At 61.5% G+C, this 16,876-nt stretch carries 15 protein-coding genes; 4 read left to right on the top strand and 11 right to left on the bottom strand.

The window, feature by feature from the left end; translation table 11 throughout:
* Positions 1–13 precede the first annotated feature (13 nt).
* Both MNR02_RS17425 and MNR02_RS17430 read right to left on the bottom strand, forming a co-directional pair.
* Positions 14–1,018, bottom strand: a complete 1,005-nt coding sequence (locus MNR02_RS17425) for an alpha-ketoacid dehydrogenase subunit beta (protein WP_241603647.1) — start codon at positions 1,016–1,018, stop codon at positions 14–16.
* Positions 1,019–1,039: 21 nt separating this feature from the next.
* On the bottom strand, positions 1,040–2,026 hold the full coding sequence (locus MNR02_RS17430; RefSeq protein WP_202402433.1) for a thiamine pyrophosphate-dependent dehydrogenase E1 component subunit alpha: 987 nt from the start codon (positions 2,024–2,026) through the stop codon (positions 1,040–1,042).
* A 440-nt stretch (positions 2,027–2,466) separates the two neighbouring features.
* On the opposite strand from MNR02_RS17430, the gene MNR02_RS17435 reads away from it, so the two are divergent.
* Positions 2,467–3,378, top strand: a complete 912-nt coding sequence (locus MNR02_RS17435) for a MurR/RpiR family transcriptional regulator (RefSeq protein WP_241603651.1) — start codon at positions 2,467–2,469, stop codon at positions 3,376–3,378.
* A gap of 41 nt (positions 3,379–3,419) precedes the next feature.
* On the opposite strand, the gene MNR02_RS17440 is transcribed toward MNR02_RS17435, so the two are convergent.
* The 9 genes from MNR02_RS17440 to MNR02_RS17480 form a co-directional block, all read right to left on the bottom strand.
* Entirely contained in the window at positions 3,420–4,121 is a 702-nt protein-coding gene (locus MNR02_RS17440) for an HAD family hydrolase (protein WP_241949278.1), read from the bottom strand.
* A 4-nt stretch (positions 4,122–4,125) separates the two neighbouring features.
* Positions 4,126–5,001 carry a class II fructose-bisphosphate aldolase gene (locus MNR02_RS17445; RefSeq protein ID WP_241949279.1) on the bottom strand — a complete coding sequence of 292 codons (876 nt, stop codon included), beginning with the start codon at positions 4,999–5,001 and terminating at the stop codon, positions 4,126–4,128.
* A 294-nt stretch (positions 5,002–5,295) separates the two neighbouring features.
* Positions 5,296–7,017 carry an ABC transporter substrate-binding protein gene (locus tag MNR02_RS17450; protein WP_241947924.1) on the bottom strand — a complete coding sequence of 574 codons (1,722 nt, stop codon included), beginning with the start codon at positions 7,015–7,017 and terminating at the stop codon, positions 5,296–5,298.
* Between the two features lie 82 nt (positions 7,018–7,099).
* Positions 7,100–7,519, bottom strand: a complete 420-nt coding sequence (locus MNR02_RS17455) for a DUF2160 domain-containing protein (RefSeq protein ID WP_241949280.1) — start codon at positions 7,517–7,519, stop codon at positions 7,100–7,102.
* 13 nt (positions 7,520–7,532) lie between these two features.
* Positions 7,533–8,423, bottom strand: coding sequence for a carbohydrate ABC transporter permease (locus MNR02_RS17460; RefSeq protein ID WP_241949281.1), 891 nt, complete (start codon positions 8,421–8,423; stop codon positions 7,533–7,535).
* 70 nt (positions 8,424–8,493) lie between these two features.
* Positions 8,494–9,357: a carbohydrate ABC transporter permease gene (locus MNR02_RS17465; RefSeq protein WP_134653061.1), complete on the bottom strand. Its 864-nt coding sequence runs from the start codon at positions 9,355–9,357 to the stop codon at positions 8,494–8,496.
* 3 nt (positions 9,358–9,360) lie between these two features.
* Positions 9,361–10,431: an ABC transporter ATP-binding protein gene (locus MNR02_RS17470; protein WP_241601217.1), complete on the bottom strand. Its 1,071-nt coding sequence runs from the start codon at positions 10,429–10,431 to the stop codon at positions 9,361–9,363.
* 12 nt (positions 10,432–10,443) lie between these two features.
* Positions 10,444–11,526: an ABC transporter ATP-binding protein gene (locus MNR02_RS17475; RefSeq protein WP_241949282.1), complete on the bottom strand. Its 1,083-nt coding sequence runs from the start codon at positions 11,524–11,526 to the stop codon at positions 10,444–10,446.
* A gap of 35 nt (positions 11,527–11,561) precedes the next feature.
* On the bottom strand, positions 11,562–13,103 hold the full coding sequence (locus MNR02_RS17480; protein WP_241949283.1) for an FGGY-family carbohydrate kinase: 1,542 nt from the start codon (positions 13,101–13,103) through the stop codon (positions 11,562–11,564).
* 266 nt (positions 13,104–13,369) lie between these two features.
* On the opposite strand from MNR02_RS17480, the gene MNR02_RS17485 reads away from it, so the two are divergent.
* From MNR02_RS17485 to lipA, 3 genes are read left to right on the top strand one after another with little or no spacing between them, the layout of a single operon-like run.
* A complete protein-coding gene (locus tag MNR02_RS17485) occupies positions 13,370–15,103 on the top strand; it encodes a glycerol-3-phosphate dehydrogenase/oxidase (protein WP_241949284.1) in 1,734 nt (577 codons plus the stop codon).
* A 10-nt stretch (positions 15,104–15,113) separates the two neighbouring features.
* Positions 15,114–15,884, top strand: coding sequence for a triose-phosphate isomerase (gene tpiA, locus MNR02_RS17490; protein ID WP_241949285.1), 771 nt, complete (start codon positions 15,114–15,116; stop codon positions 15,882–15,884).
* A gap of 1 nt (position 15,885) precedes the next feature.
* Entirely contained in the window at positions 15,886–16,854 is a 969-nt protein-coding gene (gene lipA / locus MNR02_RS17495; RefSeq protein WP_241949286.1) for a lipoyl synthase, read from the top strand.
* Positions 16,855–16,876 lie beyond the last annotated feature (22 nt).

Raw genomic sequence — 16,876 nt, forward strand, 5'->3', positions numbered from 1 at the left:
CCGATCTCTCTTCTCACTCAGCGGCTTGCGCGAGCGGCTTCGAATGAAGCGTGCGGCGCACGGCAAGCACGATGTCGTCCACCTGTGGAACGCTCGCCTTTTCAAGCTCGAGATTGAACGGGATCGGAATGTTGAGGCCCGCGACGATCTCGATCGGCGCGTCCAGCTGGTAGAACGCCTCTTCCTGGATGATGGACGCGATGTCCGAGGCGACGCCGCCGCGGCGCACGGCCTCCTGAACGATGACGGCGCGGTTGGTCTTGGCGACCGAGCCGAGGATCATATCCTTGTCGAGCGGCACGAGCGTGCGCGGATCGATCACCTCGGCATCGATGCCTTCGGCAGCCAGTTTCTCGGCCGCTTCCAGCGTACGGGGGATCATGTTCGACCAAGCGATCAGCGTCACATCCTTGCCCGGGCGCTTGATATCGCCCTTGCCGAACTCGATGACGTGCTCGCCATCGGGAACGAGGCCCTTTGTCATGTAAAGATGCTTGTGCTCCAGGAACATGACGGGGTCGGACTGGCGCAGCGCATATTTCAACAGGCCTTTCGCGTCCGCAGGGGTCGACGGCATGACGACCTTCAGACCGGGAATGTGGTAGAACAGCGCCTCGAGGCTCTGCGAATGCTGTGCCGCCACACCGCCGCCCGTACCGCCCTGCGTGCGCATGACGAAGGGAACCCGACCGTCGCCGCCGGTCATCAGACGGAACTTGGCGGCCTGGTTGACGATCATGTCCATACCGAGCATGGCGAAGTCGATATAGAGAATTTCCACGATCGGCCGGGCACCGGCAATGGCCGCGCCCACGCCGACGCCGATCATGCCGGCTTCGGCAATCGGCGTGTCACGCACGCGCTTGGGACCATATTTCGACAGCAGCCCTTCCGTGACCTTGTAGGAGCCACCGCGTTCGGCAATACCTTCGCCGATGATGAAGACGGTGCTGTCGCGTTCCATTTCTTCGTCGATCGCCTCGCGCAGCGCATCGCGGTACATGATTTCTCTGGCCATGGTGTGATCCTCCCCGTCTGCTCAGTAGGCTTCGACGAATTCGTTGAACTCGGCCAGCGTGATCTCACGGCTCGCCTTGGAGAATTCGACGGCATCCTCGAATTCCTGCTTGATCTCGTTTTCGATCGCTTCGATTTCGGCCTGGTCGAGACCCACGATCTCGACGAGAGCATTGCGCGCGCGGTCGACCGGGTCGCGTTCCTTGTAATAGGCCAGCGTGTCGGCCGGCATATACTTGCCGGGATCGTTCACATGGTGGCCCATGTGGCGGTAGGTCTTCGCCTCGATGAGGATCGGGCCTTCTCCACGGCGGCACTTTTCAACCGCATCCTGCATGAGGTGATAGACGGCGAGTGAGTCATTGCCGTCGACCTGATGGCTTTCGACGCCGATGGCGAGGCCGCGCTTGTAAAGATCGACGTCGCGCGTCGATTCCTCGATACGCGTTGAGACGGCATATTGGTTGTTTTCCACGACGAGCACGTAGGAAAGGTTCCAGATCGCCGCCAGATTGAGTGATTCCAGAAACGTGCCGTTGTTGGAGGCGCCGTCCGTCGAGAAGGTCACCGTAACGGCATCGTTACCCTTGATCTGGTTGGCGAGCGCCGCACCGACGCCGAGCGGCGTACCGGCGCCCACGATGCCGTTTGCGCCAAGATTGCCGGCCCTGATGTCGGCGATGTGCATGGAGCCACCGTAGCCGCGGCAGTAACCCGTCTCCTTCTGCAGGAGTTCGGCCACCATACGCTTCACATCGGCACCCCAGGCGATGCAGTGGCCGTGCCCGCGGTGGGTCGATGCGATGAAATCGCCCTCCTGCAAGGCGGCGCAAACGCCCGTCGCGATGCCCTCCTGTCCGAGATAGGGATGGAAGTATCCACGGATCAGCCCCTGACGATAGAGCTTGATGCCTTCGGACTCGAAGACACGGATTTTGTAGGCCGTCCTGAAAAGTTTTTCCAGAAGCTCCCGCGAGGGTGCATTCGCCTTCTGAGCCTGCGCTGCCATGGATTTCTCTCTCCCCGATATGAAGATCGCTTGTCGATGAATGGCGTTCTAACATCCGAAAAACATGTTGTCGAGAAAATTTTCTTCATAAATGAAAGCGCTGAATTCAGCGGGGAAATCACTCACAAACAGCTGACGAGCAACCAATATCGTTGTTTTTTAATGGTTTTTTGTGTCGCATGGGATCGCAAACAAAAAATGGAGTGAAACTTCTGCCTTGTGCCGCCTGCGAAACCAGCAGAGAAATCCAGTAAAAAGTAAAATTCTTTCCACAATCTGACGCGCGTGTTTATGGCGCAGCAAAACGAGCGATCACGCGGTGAGCTTTTCGCTGCACGTACCGACTTGAAAAGCAGAGAGTAAACTTTTCTTCCTCAGTCGATAGTGCTACCAATGTTCAGCAGACCTATCGGCCTCGGCCGGCACCTTGGATTGAAGTCATGACTGATGCTCGACCGTTGAGCGACCTTAAGCAGAGCGATCTTCTGGAACGGATTCAGGAACGCTATGGCACGCTCAGGAAATCGGAGCGCATCGTCGCGGACTTCCTGCGGGAAAATGCCGGACGGCGTCTCGATTCATCCATTACGGAACTCGGCCGCACGCTTGGCGTCTCGGAAGCCACGATCAGCCGCGTAAGCCGGGCGCTTGGCTATGACGGCTATTCGGACATGAAACTGTCGCTTGCCGAGGGCGCACGCGCACGCGCGAGCTTCGTCAACCTGCCGCTCGAGATCGAAGATACGGACTCCCTGATCAGCACATCGAGCAAGCTTGCCAATCTTCTGATTGCCGGCGTCGACGGCACGCAGCGCATGCTGGACGCCCACAGGCTCGAGCAGGCCGTGGAAGCGTTGCGCAATGCGCGCAAGATCGTCTTCGTCGGCGTAGGGGGTGCGGCGGCGATCTGCGACGAGGCCGCCCATATGTTTATGAAGGCGGGCTTCGAGGCCACCAGCCTGCGCGACGGCTATACCCAGACGATCGTCGCCGCGACGATGACCGAGAAGGACGTGATGGTCGGCATCTCGCATACCGGCACCACCGAGACCGTAACGGACGCTTTGCATCTGGCACGTGAGCGAAAGGCAACGACGATTGCCATCACGAGCAATGTCGGTTCGGAGGTCGGGCGCGCTGCCGATGTCGCACTGACCACCTGGAGCGCGGGACAGCAGCTCGTCCCGCTGCACGGCGACTTTCTGGAGGGACGGCTCAGCCAGCTGTTTTTGATCGACTTGCTTTATGTCGGCACGATCTTTCGTGCGGGCGAAGAACCGGCCAAGGCGCTGAAGGTCACAGGCGAGGCCCTCGAGAAACGCTATCGGCATAAAGGCGGAAAGGCCGGCTGAACGAACGGCCGGCCTTTGATCGCAAAGCGGAATGCCGATCGTCAGGCGTCGATGAGTGCGCGGCAAAAAGAGATATCGACGTTTCCTGCATCCAGATCATCCACGACCCGGTCAGCGAGCGAAAAATCCTCCTCGCCGGTATAGGACGAGATCGTCACGACGCAGTGCATGCCGGCCGCTTTGGCCGCGCGCAGCCCGTTGTTGCTGTCCTCGATCACCACGCAATGACCCGGATCGAGCCCGAGCGTCCGGGCGGCGAGGTTGTAGATATCCGGCGCCGGTTTCTTGGCGGCGACCACGTCGCCCGCGAAAACTCTAATCTTCTCGGACCTTTCAGGTCCAAGCATCACATCGACCACCGCCTGGACGGCCTTCTCGTTCGAGGTCGAGCAAACCGCGAGCGTGATACCGTTTGCGACGGCCTCGTCTACGATGCGTGCGATGCCAGGCCGAAGCGGGAGACTGCCCTCTTCGATCAGGCGCATGAAGATTGCGGTCTTGCGCTTGTGGATCGTCGCGATCAACGCGTCCCGGTCCTCGGTGCCCGCGGGCCAGCCCGTCTCATCGAAATGACGCCGCATGCGTTCCTTGCCGCCAGCGGTCAGAAGCAGTTCGCCATAGCGCTCGACCGACCAGACGCAGTCTATGCCGAGTTCGGCAAAGGCCTCGTTGAAGGAAACGCGGTGTCCGTCGCGCTCCGTATCGACGAGAACGCCGTCGCAATCGAAAATCAGAGCCTGCATCGTTTCACGCCCCCGCAGCATGCGCGGCCTTGCCGGCCGATCCGAAGATGCGGATCATGTCAACGACGTCCTTCTTCATGGCGTCATATTGTCCGACGATGAAAGGAAGCGGCTCTTCCAGCTTGGGCTTTTCCGCACGCACGCCGATAAAGCCTTCGATGAAGCGATGTTTGTGCATGGTCGAGATGTTGACCTTCGCGCAGCCGCCGGCGATGCAGCGGTCGAACTGTTCCTGGCTGAGCCCCGTCCCGCCATGCAGCGCAATCGGCACGGAAATCGATTGCGTGATGCGCTCGAGAAGATCATAGGCGATCTTCGGCTGCCCTTTGTAGAAACCATGTGCCGTCCCGATGGCGGGCGCGAAGACTGCGAGGTTCGGCATGTCCTTCACGAAAGCGAGGCATTCGTCGTAGTTTGCAAGGATCGCGGCATCCTCCGCCACGAACTTGTCGTCCTCGACGCCACCGATCGCACCGATCTCAGCCTCCAGCCCGACGCCGGCCTGTTCGGTCATGCGGTAGATTTCCTCCGAGCACGCCTTGTTCTCGGCAAAGGGCAGCGAGGAACCGTCGAACATGACCGATGACCAGCCGGCATCGATACAGCGACGGATCACGTCCGCATCACTGCAATGGTCGAGATGAAGCGCCACCGGAACATCGACATCATCCGCCAGCATGCGCACCCAGGTGGCGATCGCTTTGTAGCCCCAGTGCTTGATCGTCTTGACCGAGACCTGCACGATGATTGGCGCATCCAGCTCCGCCGCGCCCTCGATGATCGAGCGCACGCTGTTGTAATCGATCATGTTGAAGGCGGCGATGCCGTAGCGGGCCGCCTGCGCACGCTTCAGCATCGGACCCATAGTGACGAATGCCATGACTTTCACTCCACCTGCCGGTTTTCGCCGCCTACGCCATGCGACGAAGCAGCACTATCGCTACAATCTCCCTAGCAAGAAGATGTATTCTTGTAAATTATTTTCTTAGCCGGAGCTGCGAAAAATCATTTGTCACACGCAGTTTAGCGCATAACTCAAAGAAGCCGCGACGCGATGCGCTCTCAACAGTCCCATCAATCTTCAAAATCATGAAATATTTTTTACTTCACCGCCACGACATGCAAACGGCCGGGGCATGCCCCGGCCGTCGCCTTGTCTCAAAAGGAAAGAACCTTACTTCTGCCAGGATTTGACGAGTTCGTCATAGTTGACGGTGGTTGGTTTTTCCTTTTCGTTTTCGATCTTGAGCTGAGGTGCGAGGTTGCCCTTTGCGACGGCGTCCTTGTTCCAGTATTCGAGATCGTGCTCTTCGGCGAGCTTGGGACCCATGTCGCCCTGGACGCCGGCGCGTTCGAGGCGTTCGAGCACCTTCTCCTGCTCGGCGCACAGCGAATCCATCGCTTCCTGCGCGCTCTTGGCGCCCGAGGACGCATCGCCGATCGCCTGCCACCACAGCTGCGCCAGCTTCGGATAGTCGGGGATGTTCGTGCCGGTCGGCGACCATTGCAGACGGGCCGGCGAACGGTAGAACTCCACGAGGCCGCCGAGCTTGGGCGCGCGGTCGGTGAACGACTGGTGGTCGAGCGTCGACTGGCGGATGAAGGTCAGGCCGACATGGCTCTTCTTCACGTCCACCGTCTTGGAGGTCACGAACTGCGCATAGAGCCAGGCGGCCTTGGCGCGGTCGTCAGGCGTGGACTTCATCAGCGTCCAGGAGCCGGCGTCCTGATAGCCGAGCTTCATGCCGTCCTTCCAGTAGACACCGTGCGGGGACGGCGCAAAGCGCCACTTCGGCGTGCCGTCCTCATTGACGACGGGCAGGCCTTCCTTGACGAAGTCGGCCGTGAAGGCCGTATAGGTGAACATCTGCTGGGCGATCTCGCCCTGCGCGGGAACCGGGCCGGATTCGGAGAAGGTCATGCCGGCTGCGGCAGCCGGCGCATAGGCCTTCAGCCATTCGAGATATTTCTCGATCGAATAGACGGCCGCAGGACCGTTGGTGTCGCCGCCGCGCGCCACGCACGAGCCGACCGGACGCGAGTTCTCGTCGACCTTGATGCCCCATTCGTCGACCGGCAGGCCGTTGGGAATGCCCTTGTCGCCGTTGCCGGCCATCGACAGCCAGGCGTCGGTGAAGCGCCAGCCCAGCGAGGGATCCTTCTTGCCGTAGTCCATGTGGCCATAGACCTTCTTGCCGTCGATCTCGCGGCCGGTGAAGAATTCCGCGATATCCTCATAGGCCGACCAGTTGACGGGCACGCCGAGGTCGTAGCCGTACTTCGCCTTGAAGTCGGCCTTGTTCTTCTCGTCGTTGAACCAGTCGTAGCGGAACCAGTAGAGGTTGGCGAACTGCTGGTCGGGCAGCTGGTAGAGCTTGCCATCCGGCGCCGTCGTGAACGACTTGCCGATGAAGTCGTCGATGTCGAGGCCCGGATTGGTGACGTCCTTGCCCTCATTGGCCATGAAGTCGGTCAGCGAGCGGGCCTGCTGGTAGCGCCAGTGGGTGCCGATGAGGTCACTGTCGTTGACATAGGCGTCGTAGATGTTCTCGCCCGACTGCATCTGCGTCTGCAGCTTCTCGATGACGTCGCCCTCGCCGATCAGGTCGTGCGTGATCTTGATGCCGGTGATGGCGGTGAAGGCCGGCGCCAGCACCTTGGATTCGTATTCATGCGTCGTGATGGTTTCCGAGACCACCTTGATGTCCATGCCGGCGAAGGGCTTGGCGGCATCGATGAACCATTGCATCTCGGCTTCCTGGCCGGCGCGGTCGAGCGCCGACTGGTCGCCGATCTCCGCATCCAGGAACTTCTTGGCCGCGTCCATGTCCGCGAAGGCGGAGCCGGTAAGCGCCAGCAAGATCGCTGCCGTCGTCGTCAGAAGTTGCGTTCGCATGGTATCCTCCCTAAGGTTTTGCGATTGCGACTGCATGTGCGAAGGTCCCTCCACTCTCTCCCGGGACCTTCATTCCTTTGCCTCACACGAAGCGGAACACGCCGATGGCGTAGACCACGGACAAGGCAAGAGCCCACCACAGGTTGGGACCGACAAGCCCCAGCCATGCGAGATGAATGAACGCCGAACCGAGCAGCGACACGAACAGCCGGTCGCCGCGTGTCGTCTCGAAGCGCAGGATGCCGATGCGCGGCGAACCGCCGGGCCGCGCATATTCCCAGACCGCCATCAGCGCGATCAACAGGAAGATGGTCAGGAAGAACATGGCCGTCGGGAACGACCAGGCCATCCAGCCGCCGGGGATGAGCGAGGCGAACCAGTCGCGCGCACCGTCCTTGACGGGCAGTGCGGCGACGAGAAGCCCGACAATCACGGCATAGAGGACGAGCACGGCGGCGAGTGCGACCGGCCAGCGAGTGTTGCGGTTGGCGACGGCGACCATAAGCCCCTCCCCTTCAGACCCGGCCAAGGGCAAAGCCCTTGGCGATGTAGTTGCGCACGAAGTAGATGACGAGCGCGCCCGGAATGATCGTCAGCACGCCGGCCGCGGCCAGCACGCCCCAGTCCATGCCCGACGCCGAGACCGTGCGGGTCATCGTGGCGGCGATCGGCTTGGCGTCCGTCGTCGTCAGCGTGCGGGCGATCAGAAGCTCCACCCAGGAGAACATGAAGCAGAAGAACGCCGCCACCCCGATGCCCGACGCAATCAGCGGCACGAAGATCCTGGTGAAGAAGCGCGGGAACGAATAGCCGTCGATATAGGCGGTCTCGTCGATCTCCTTGGGCACGCCCGACATGAAGCCTTCCAGGATCCACACCGCCAGCGGCACGTTGAACAGGCAATGCGCGATGGCCACCGCGATGTGGGTGTCGATCAGGCCGAAGGCCGAATAGAGCTGGAAGAACGGCAGCGCAAACACCGCCGGCGGCGCCATGCGGTTGGTCAGGAGCCAGAAGAACAGGTGCTTGTCGCCCAAAAACCGGTAGCGCGAGAACGCATAGGCCGCCGGCAGCGCCACCGACACCGAGATCACCGTGTTCATGACCACATACAGGATCGAGTTGATATAGCCCGAATACCACGCCGGATCCGTGAAGATCACCGCATAGTTCCTCAGCGTCGGGTTCGCCGGCCACAACGACACCGACGTCATGATCTCCGTGTTCGTCTTGAAGCTCATGTTCACAAGCCAGTAGATCGGCAAAAGCAAAAACACGATGTAAAACGTCGGCACAAGCCAGGACAGGCCGGCTTTGCTCTTGCGGCGGCCGAGCACGAGGCTCGTTGCCGGACGGCTTTGGGTATGCCCCGCATCGAGGGCCGCCGTCGAGGTGTTGAGGCTCATCGCATCGTCCTTTCGAAGTTCGCGGAACAGGCGTGGTTCAGGCTGAAAACTGGAGTCGATAAGATCGGGGTCACGCCTGATCCCCCTGTGTCATGACCGTATAGAAGATCCAGGAAAGCAGCAGCACGATCAGGAAGTAGACGATCGACATGGCGGCTGCCGGACCCAGGTCGAACTGACCGACCGCCATCTTGACGAGATCGATCGACAGGAAGGTCGTCGATGAACCGGGGCCACCGCCGGTAACGACAAAGGGCTCGGTGTAAATCATGAAGCTGTCCATGAAGCGCAGCAGGATAGCGATGAGCAGAACACGCTTCATCTTCGGAAGCTGGATGTAACGGAAGACAGCGAGGCGCGACGCACCGTCGATCTTGGCTGCCTGGTAGTAAGCTTCTGGAATGGAGACGAGGCCGGCATAGCACAGCAGCACGACAAGGCTCGTCCAGTGCCAGACATCCATGACGACGATCGTCACCCAGGCATCGACCGGGTCGGCGGCATAGGCGAAGGGAAAGCCGAGCTGGGTCAGCCCCCATCCGACAAGGCCGATATCGGCACGGCACAGCAACTGCCAGATCGTTCCTACGACATTCCACGGAATGAGGAGCGGCAGCGCCATGAAGATCAGGCAGACCGGCACGCCAAGCCCGTGACGCGGCATGTTGAGCGCGATGAAAATGCCCAGCGGGATCTGGATCGCCAGAATGACCGCAGAGAAGGCAAGGTTGCGAACAAGCGAATCCCAGAAGCGGGCGGAATCCAGCACCTGCGTAAACCAGTCGGTCCCCGCCCAGAAGAACTGGTTGTTGCCGAACGTATCCTGAACGGAATAGTTTACGACCGTCATCAGTGGGATAACCGCCGAGAAGGCGACCAGCAGCAGCACCGGTAGCACCATGAACCAGGCCTTGTTGTTCCAGGTCTTATCCATGGCTCAGGCTCCCCTTTCGACGCGCCAGCTGTCGGCATAGATGTTGATGGCTTTGGGATCGAAGGCGATGCGGGCGTCCGCCGGCACCTCGTCCTCCTCCGGCATCACCGCCGCAACGGACTGGCCGGCAAATGTTGCGCGCACGATCTTGTGCCTGCCGATATCTTCGACCTTGTCGATGCGGACGGGATGGCCCTCTCGGCCGATGCGGACGAATTCGGGGCGAATGCCCAATTCCAGTTTAGCAGCGACCTTCGGAGACGGAGCGAAGCCGAGATCGATCCGCTCGCCGCCGATCACGGCAGTCGCGCCATCGACCTGCATTGGCAGGACATTCATGCCGGGCGAGCCAATAAAGTAGCCGACAAAGGTGTGGCGTGGTGTCTCGAAGAGCTCGGCTGGCGTGCCGATCTGCACGATCTGGCCATCGTACATGACGACGACCTTGTCGGCAAAAGTCAGCGCCTCCGTCTGGTCGTGGGTGACATAGACCATGGTAAAGCCGAACTGCCGGTGCAGCTTCTTGAGCTGCGAGCGCAGCTGCCATTTCATGTGCGGGTCGATGACGGTGAGCGGCTCGTCGAACAGGATCGCGTTCACATCATTGCGCACAAGGCCGCGGCCGAGCGAAATCTTCTGTTTCTGGTCCGCTGTCAGCCCGCGCGCCTTGCGGTTTGCCCGGTCAGCGAGCCCCGTCATCTCGAGAATCTCCTCGACCCGGCGCTTCACAGCACTCTCGGCCACGCCACGGTTACGCAGCGGGAAGGCCAGATTATCGTAAACGGTCATGGTGTCGTAGATGACCGGGAACTGGAAGACCTGTGCGATGTTGCGCGCTTCCGTCGGAAGGTCCGTCACATCCTCGCCATCGAACAGGATGCGACCCTCGGAAGGCTGCAAGAGGCCGGAGATGATGTTGAGCAGCGTGGTCTTGCCGCAACCGGAGGGGCCGAGCAGCGCATAGGCCCCGCCGTCGCTCCACTCGTGATTGACCTCGCGCAGTGCGTAGTCATTCGGTGCTGAGGGGCGGATCCCATAGGCATGACGGATGTGATCGAGCGTGATGCGTGCCATGAACTTTTCCCTCTATGCCGCCATCGCGACCGGCGCGCCGAGCGCCCTGCCATCCATGCCGAAGGCCATCAGATGGCGTGTATCGACATGGACGGTGATCAGCGCATCGGGCTCGATGTCGTGAATGCCGGGCGACAGCATGACCCAGCGGCTACCCTCGAATTCGATATGGACGAAGCTCTCCGAACCCGCGATTTCCGAGATGGCAGTGCGCGCCTGAAGCGGCGCAGAACCTGGCGCCTGGCTGGAAAGCGAGAGGTGGTGCGGGTGAAAGGCGATGGTGCAGGGACCGTCTGCCAACTGGGACAGGTGCGGCGGCACTGCCAGAAGCGGCCGATCGCCGGCGGTGAACTGACCATTCCGCTTGACGACATCCATGGCGTTCAGCGGCGGATCGGCAAAGGTGCGTGCCGTCAGGAGATCGTTCGGCCGGCGATAGACATCGATAGTGCGGCCGAACTGCGTGATGCGGCCTTCGGACATCGTTGCCGTGTTGCCGCCCAGAAGCAGCGCTTCCGAAGGCTCCGTCGTTGCATAGACGAAGATCGCGCCGGAGGCGGCGAAGATTTTCGGCAGTTCCAGGCGAAGCTCCTCGCGCAGCTTGTAGTCGAGATTGGCAAGCGGCTCGTCGAGCAGCACGAGGCTGGCATTCTTGACGATGGCGCGGGCCAGAGCCGTGCGCTGCTGCTGGCCGCCGGACAGGTTGAGCGGCGTGCGGTCGAGATAGGGTGTGAGCTTGAGCAGTTCGGCCGCCTTGCGCACCTCGCGGTCGATGGTCGCCTTGTCGGCACCCTTGATGCGCATCGGCGAGGCGATGTTCTCGTAGACAGTCAAGGCGGGATAGTTGATGAACTGCTGGTAGACCATGGCGACGCCGCGATCCTGCACGCGCACGCCCGTCACATCCTTGCCGTCGAACCAGACGGACCCCGCCGTCGGCGTGTCGAGCCCGGCCATCAACCGCATCAGCGATGTCTTGCCCGACAAGGTCGGACCAAGCAGCACGTTCAACGAGCCGCGCTCCAAAGCGAGCGATGTCGCATGGACATGCGTATCCCGGCCCACGATTTTTTCCACATGGCGCAATTCAAGCACGGTTCAGTCCTCTTCAATGCGGTTGGGCGATGCGCTCAGCTTGCACAGGCAAGCGCCTGATCGCCGCTGCCGGCCGACCAGAGATCCGCCACCATGTCGATGGCCGTGAGATAGGTCTTGTATTTCTGGCTGAGCACGGCCGCGCGTGCGCCATCCGGCTCGAGCCGCTGTTCGACATGGACCATGTTGGAGATCGCGGTTGCCACATCCGGGTAGACGCCCGTTGCCACGGCCGCGCAGATCGCACCGCCCTTGGCGCCGAATTCACTGCCATTGGCGATTTCGACAGGTAGGCCGAGACCGTCGGCAAACATCTGCGCCCAGACACGACTGCGCGTGGGACCGCCCGCGAGCCTAATGACCTCGGGGTTGGCCGCATCAGGTCCTGTCAGCAGGTAGGTCATGTCGTAGCGATGGGCGAAGACCACGCCCTCATAGACCGCGCGCACAATATCGGGAAGCTGCACGCCGGCGCGAAGCCCGAGGAAGCCGCCCGGCGCACCGCGCGGGCCGTCATAGAGGAACGGGAAGAACAGGATGCCGTTGGTTCGGTCAATGGCGCCGGCGACGAGTTCGTTGCACACATCATAGATGCTACGCCCCTCCAGCACCGCGCGCTGCGCTTCCGCCGACAGCATGGTCTTGCACAGCCATTCGAGATTGCTGGCCGAGGTCGGCGTCGCCGTCGTTGCCAACACCTGCCCATCGACGGGATAGGGTGTCTGGATCGTCGGGAGCGGGTTAAGTGCGGGCTTGCGATGGACCGTCGAATGGATGCTGAACGTGCCGGCAACCGCTGCAAGCTGCCGGGAACTCACGGCACCAGACGCGAGGGCACAACCGACGACATCATACACGCCGCGCACGACGGGCGTTCCTTCACGAAGTCCGGTCAGGGCCGCAACGGATGCTGGAATATAACCTACCACCTCGACGGAAGGCCGAACCGGCGGAAGCTTTTCGAGCCACCCCTGCATGCCGGCGGCCTCGAAGGCCTCCCGGGAAATATCGGATTTCGTGACGTTGATGATGCCGGCACAGCCGCCGTCCGTAGGGTCCGTCGAGATATCGCCGCAAAGCCGCATGCGCAGGAAATCCTTGCAGGGCAGCATGTATCTGGCACGCCGCATCACCTCCGGCGCATTCTCCTGGAACCAGGCCATGATGGGAAAGGTCTGGCCCGGCCAGACCTGCTGCTCGATATGCCGCGAGACTTCGGCGGCAAGTCCAGAGCGCTTCCAGCGCTCGATAAGCGGTATGGAACGCGTATCGGTGGAGACCAGCCCGTTGGCGACCGCATTACCTTCCGCGTCGACGAAATACGCACCGCCACCATAGCCTGACGGCGTGACCGCAATGATGTCCGCGGGGTTGGTTCCGGTCTTTTCAAGTAGCACGCGCAGGCACTCGCAGGTCGCGCGCCACATGACGTCGGCGTCCCGCTCGGTCCAGCCCTCTTGGGGCAAAAGCATGATGTTTGGGCGACGCTCGCAGGCGAGCTCGTTTCCCTTGACGTCGAACAACACGACCTTGGTCATGGTGCCACCGGCGTCGATGCCGATCAGGCGTTCCCGCATGGTTCCTCCTCCTCGCCGACGCGCCGTCTCCACCCGGCACATGGACCATTCGGTCTCATCGGCTTTGTTCCTCGTGAGCTAGGCTATTGGACGAGCCTGAATTGTCAATCGAATTCGTAAGGAAATTTTTTACAGAAATAAATAACTGATATTACGTGATATTTTTTACATTCCGGTTCGCGACCAAAACATGACGCCTTTCAAAAGTAATAAAATGCCATTATAGCAGCCCCATCTTCTGAGGATGACGGTCAAGAGGGGCTTTCGTGCGAAACAGAACAGAAGCAATCGCCGCGTTAAGGGCTGCCACAGCCGCACAACCGGTCCTTATTGTCGGCGGCGGCATCAACGGGATCGGGCTCTTCCGTGACCTGTCCCTGCAAGGCGTGCCCTCCGTCTTGGTGGACAAGAGCGACTTCGCCTCCGGCACCAGCGCGGCGCCCTCGCGGCTCATCCATGGCGGGCTTCGTTATCTCGAGACGGGCGAGTTCGCGCTGGTGCGCGAATCGGTCATCGAACGCAATCACCTGGTGCGAAACGCCCACCACCTCGTCAAACCCCTGCCCGTTTGGGTTCCAGCCTTCAGCTGGTTCGGCGGGCTGTTTTCCGCAGGCCTGCGTTTCCTCAAGCTGAAGAAAACGCCGGGCGCCAAGGGAATTGCGGTGGTAAAGCTGGGGCTGGTGTTTTTCGATCGCTTTGGGCGGGCCACGAGCGCGATGCCAGGCCATCGTATCGTTTCGCGCGGCGAACTACGGACCCGGATGCCCAGCCTTTCGCAGCGGATCAAGGCGGTGGCCGAGTATTATGACGCACGGTTGACCCACCCGGAACGCCTCGCGCTGGAACTCATCAAGGACGCCGAACGGGATTGCCCCGCATCCATCGCCGTACCCTATATGGCGCTGGCGGGTTCAGATGGCGATCAGATCATCCTGCGCGACGAGATCAGCGCAGAGGAGATTGCACTGCGGCCACGTCTCGTCATCAACTGTGCGGGCCCCTGGGCAGACGAGGCAAATCGCAAACTCGGCATCGAAGGGCGGCTGATCGGCGGCACGCGCGGTTCGCATATCGTCCTGCACCGGCCTGACATCGCCCGCCAGCTGGGCGATGGCATGCTCTACTTCGAGACCCGGGACTTCCGCGCGTGCCTCGTCTATGCGCTCGACGCGGAGCACATCCTCCTCGGCACCACCGACATTCGTGCAAGCGATCCTGATACGGTGCGCTGCTCGGACGAGGAAATCGACTATCTCTTTGATGTGCTGGAACAGATCATGCCCGGCGCGGCCGCACGGCGCGAAGAAATCGTCTTCACCTATGCCGGGGTTCGTCCGCTTCCCTATAGCGGTGAAGGAACGACCGGCGCGATCAGCCGCGACCACTTCCTTCGGGATTTCGAGCCGGAGGGCAATCGGCGCTTCCCCGTGTCAACGCTGGTCGGCGGCAAGTGGACCACCTATCGCGCCTGCGCAGAACAGATCGCCGATACGGTTCTGACGCGCCTTGGCGTGAGCCGCCGATGCAGCACGCTGGATGTGCCGATCGGCGGAAGCGCTGGGCTCGACAACGACGCCCAAAAACGCCTTCCCTTCATCCATGGGCTGATGGCCCGCCACGGCCTCAACGAGGCCGTCTGCACAGCACTCGTCGAGCGGTACGGCAGCCAGGCCGATGATGTCGCGCGTCATGTTTCGGCCGATGGCGGCGAGACGGTGGGTGAGGCCTCGCTCTATCGCGCAGGCGAAATCCGCTGGATCGTGGCCGAGGAGCGCGTCACCAGACTTTCCGATATCGTGCTGCGCAGAACGCTCATGCCGTTTGAAAACGCCGTCACGCGGGCGAGTCTTGATGCCATCGCGCGTATCGCCGCAGATGCGCTCGGTTGGGACAGGCAGCGCCGCGAGGCGGAAATTGCCGCGACGGTAACGATGCTCGACGAGCGGTATCGCGTGGAATTGCTGCCGGTGCCAGCCGCCCTCCGTTCCAACGCTTCCTAGGGATTCTCACATGACACCCGCTATCAGACCCCTCCTCGCCGGCAACTGGAAAATGAACGGCACGGCCAGCGCACTTGCGACCCTCGACGCAATCGCCGAGGGGATCACGCGCCTGCCGGACGTCTTCGACACTTTACTCTGCACTCCGGCAACGCTTGTCCACCGAGCCGCCTCCTCAGCAAAGGCAAGCCGGATCCAAATCGGCGGTCAGGATTGCCATCCCGACCAGGTTGGTGCGCATACCGGCGATGTCTCCGCTGATATGCTTGCCGATTGCGGCGCCCAGTTCGTCATCGTCGGCCATTCAGAGCGGCGGACGGATCACGCGGAAACGGATGGACTCGTTTGCCGCAAGGCGCTGGCGGCCATCGCCTCGGGCCTGACCGCCATCATCTGCATTGGCGAGACCGGCGGAGAGAAGGCCGAAGGCAAGACGCTTGCAGTCGTCGAGCGGCAACTCCTGAAATCCGTGCCGGATAGCGCGACAGCGCAAAACGTCGTTATCGCCTATGAACCGGTCTGGGCGATCGGCACCGGCCTCACGCCTACCGTCGAGGATGTCGCGTCGGTGCATCGCTTCATACGCGACCAGCTGGTCGCGCGGTTCGGCGCCGAGGGTGCCGGGATGCGTCTGCTCTATGGCGGGTCCGTAAAGGGCGCCAATGCGCACGAGCTGATGGCGATCGATCATGTGGACGGTGCGCTTGTCGGCGGCGCGAGCCTGAAGGCGGAGGATTTCCTGGCGATTGCAAGCGCATTTCCTGTTCTGGCAGAGGCCTGAAATGGTCACCATTCTCGACCGCACCAATCTCGATCCGAACGCGCCGCGCGTGCGCCATCCGGAGAAGGCCCACAAGCCGGATACGGAAGTGTTGCGCAAGCCGGAATGGATCCGCGTCAAGGCGCCGGTCTCCAAGGGTTACCAGGAGACGCGCGAGCTGGTGCGCTCCCACAAGCTGGTGACGGTGTGCGAGGAAGCCGGCTGCCCGAATATCGGCGAGTGCTGGGACAAGAAACACGCCACCTTCATGATCATGGGCGAGATCTGCACCCGCGCCTGCGCCTTCTGCAATGTCGCGACCGGCAAGCCGAACGCGCTCGACATGGCCGAGCCGGAGAATGTCGCCAAGGCCGTCAAGCAGATGGGACTTTCCCACGTCGTCATCACCTCGGTCGACCGGGATGATCTGGACGACGGTGGCGCCGAGCATTTCGAGAAGGTGATCTGGGCCATTCGCGCGGCGTCGCCCGCAACGACCATCGAAATCCTCACTCCCGACTTCCTCAAGAAGCCGGGCGCGCTGGAGCGTGTCGTCGCTGCCAAGCCCGATGTGTTCAACCACAATATGGAGACCGTGCCGGGCAACTATCTGACGGTGCGTCCGGGCGCGCGCTACTTCCACTCCGTGCGGCTTTTGCAGCGCGTGAAGGAGCTGGACCCGACCATGTTCACCAAGTCGGGCATCATGGTGGGGCTCGGCGAGGAGCGCAACGAAGTGCTCCAGCTGATGGACGACCTGCGCACGGCCGATGTCGACTTCCTGACCATCGGGCAGTATCTCCAGCCGACCCGCAAGCATCATGCCGTCATGAGCTTCGTAACGCCCGACGAGTTCAAGTCCTATGAGACGGTAGCCTATTCCAAGGGCTTCCTGATGGTCTCCTCGAGCCCGCTGACGCGCTCCTCGCACCATGCCGGAGACGATTTCGCCCGCCTGCGCGCCGCGCGGGAGAAGAAGCTGCTCGGTTGACGATATGAAGAAGCCCGTCCTG

The sequence above is a fragment of the Shinella sp. H4-D48 genome (genome assembly GCF_022637395.1).
Classification (GTDB): Bacteria; Pseudomonadota; Alphaproteobacteria; order Rhizobiales; family Rhizobiaceae; genus Shinella; species Shinella sedimenti.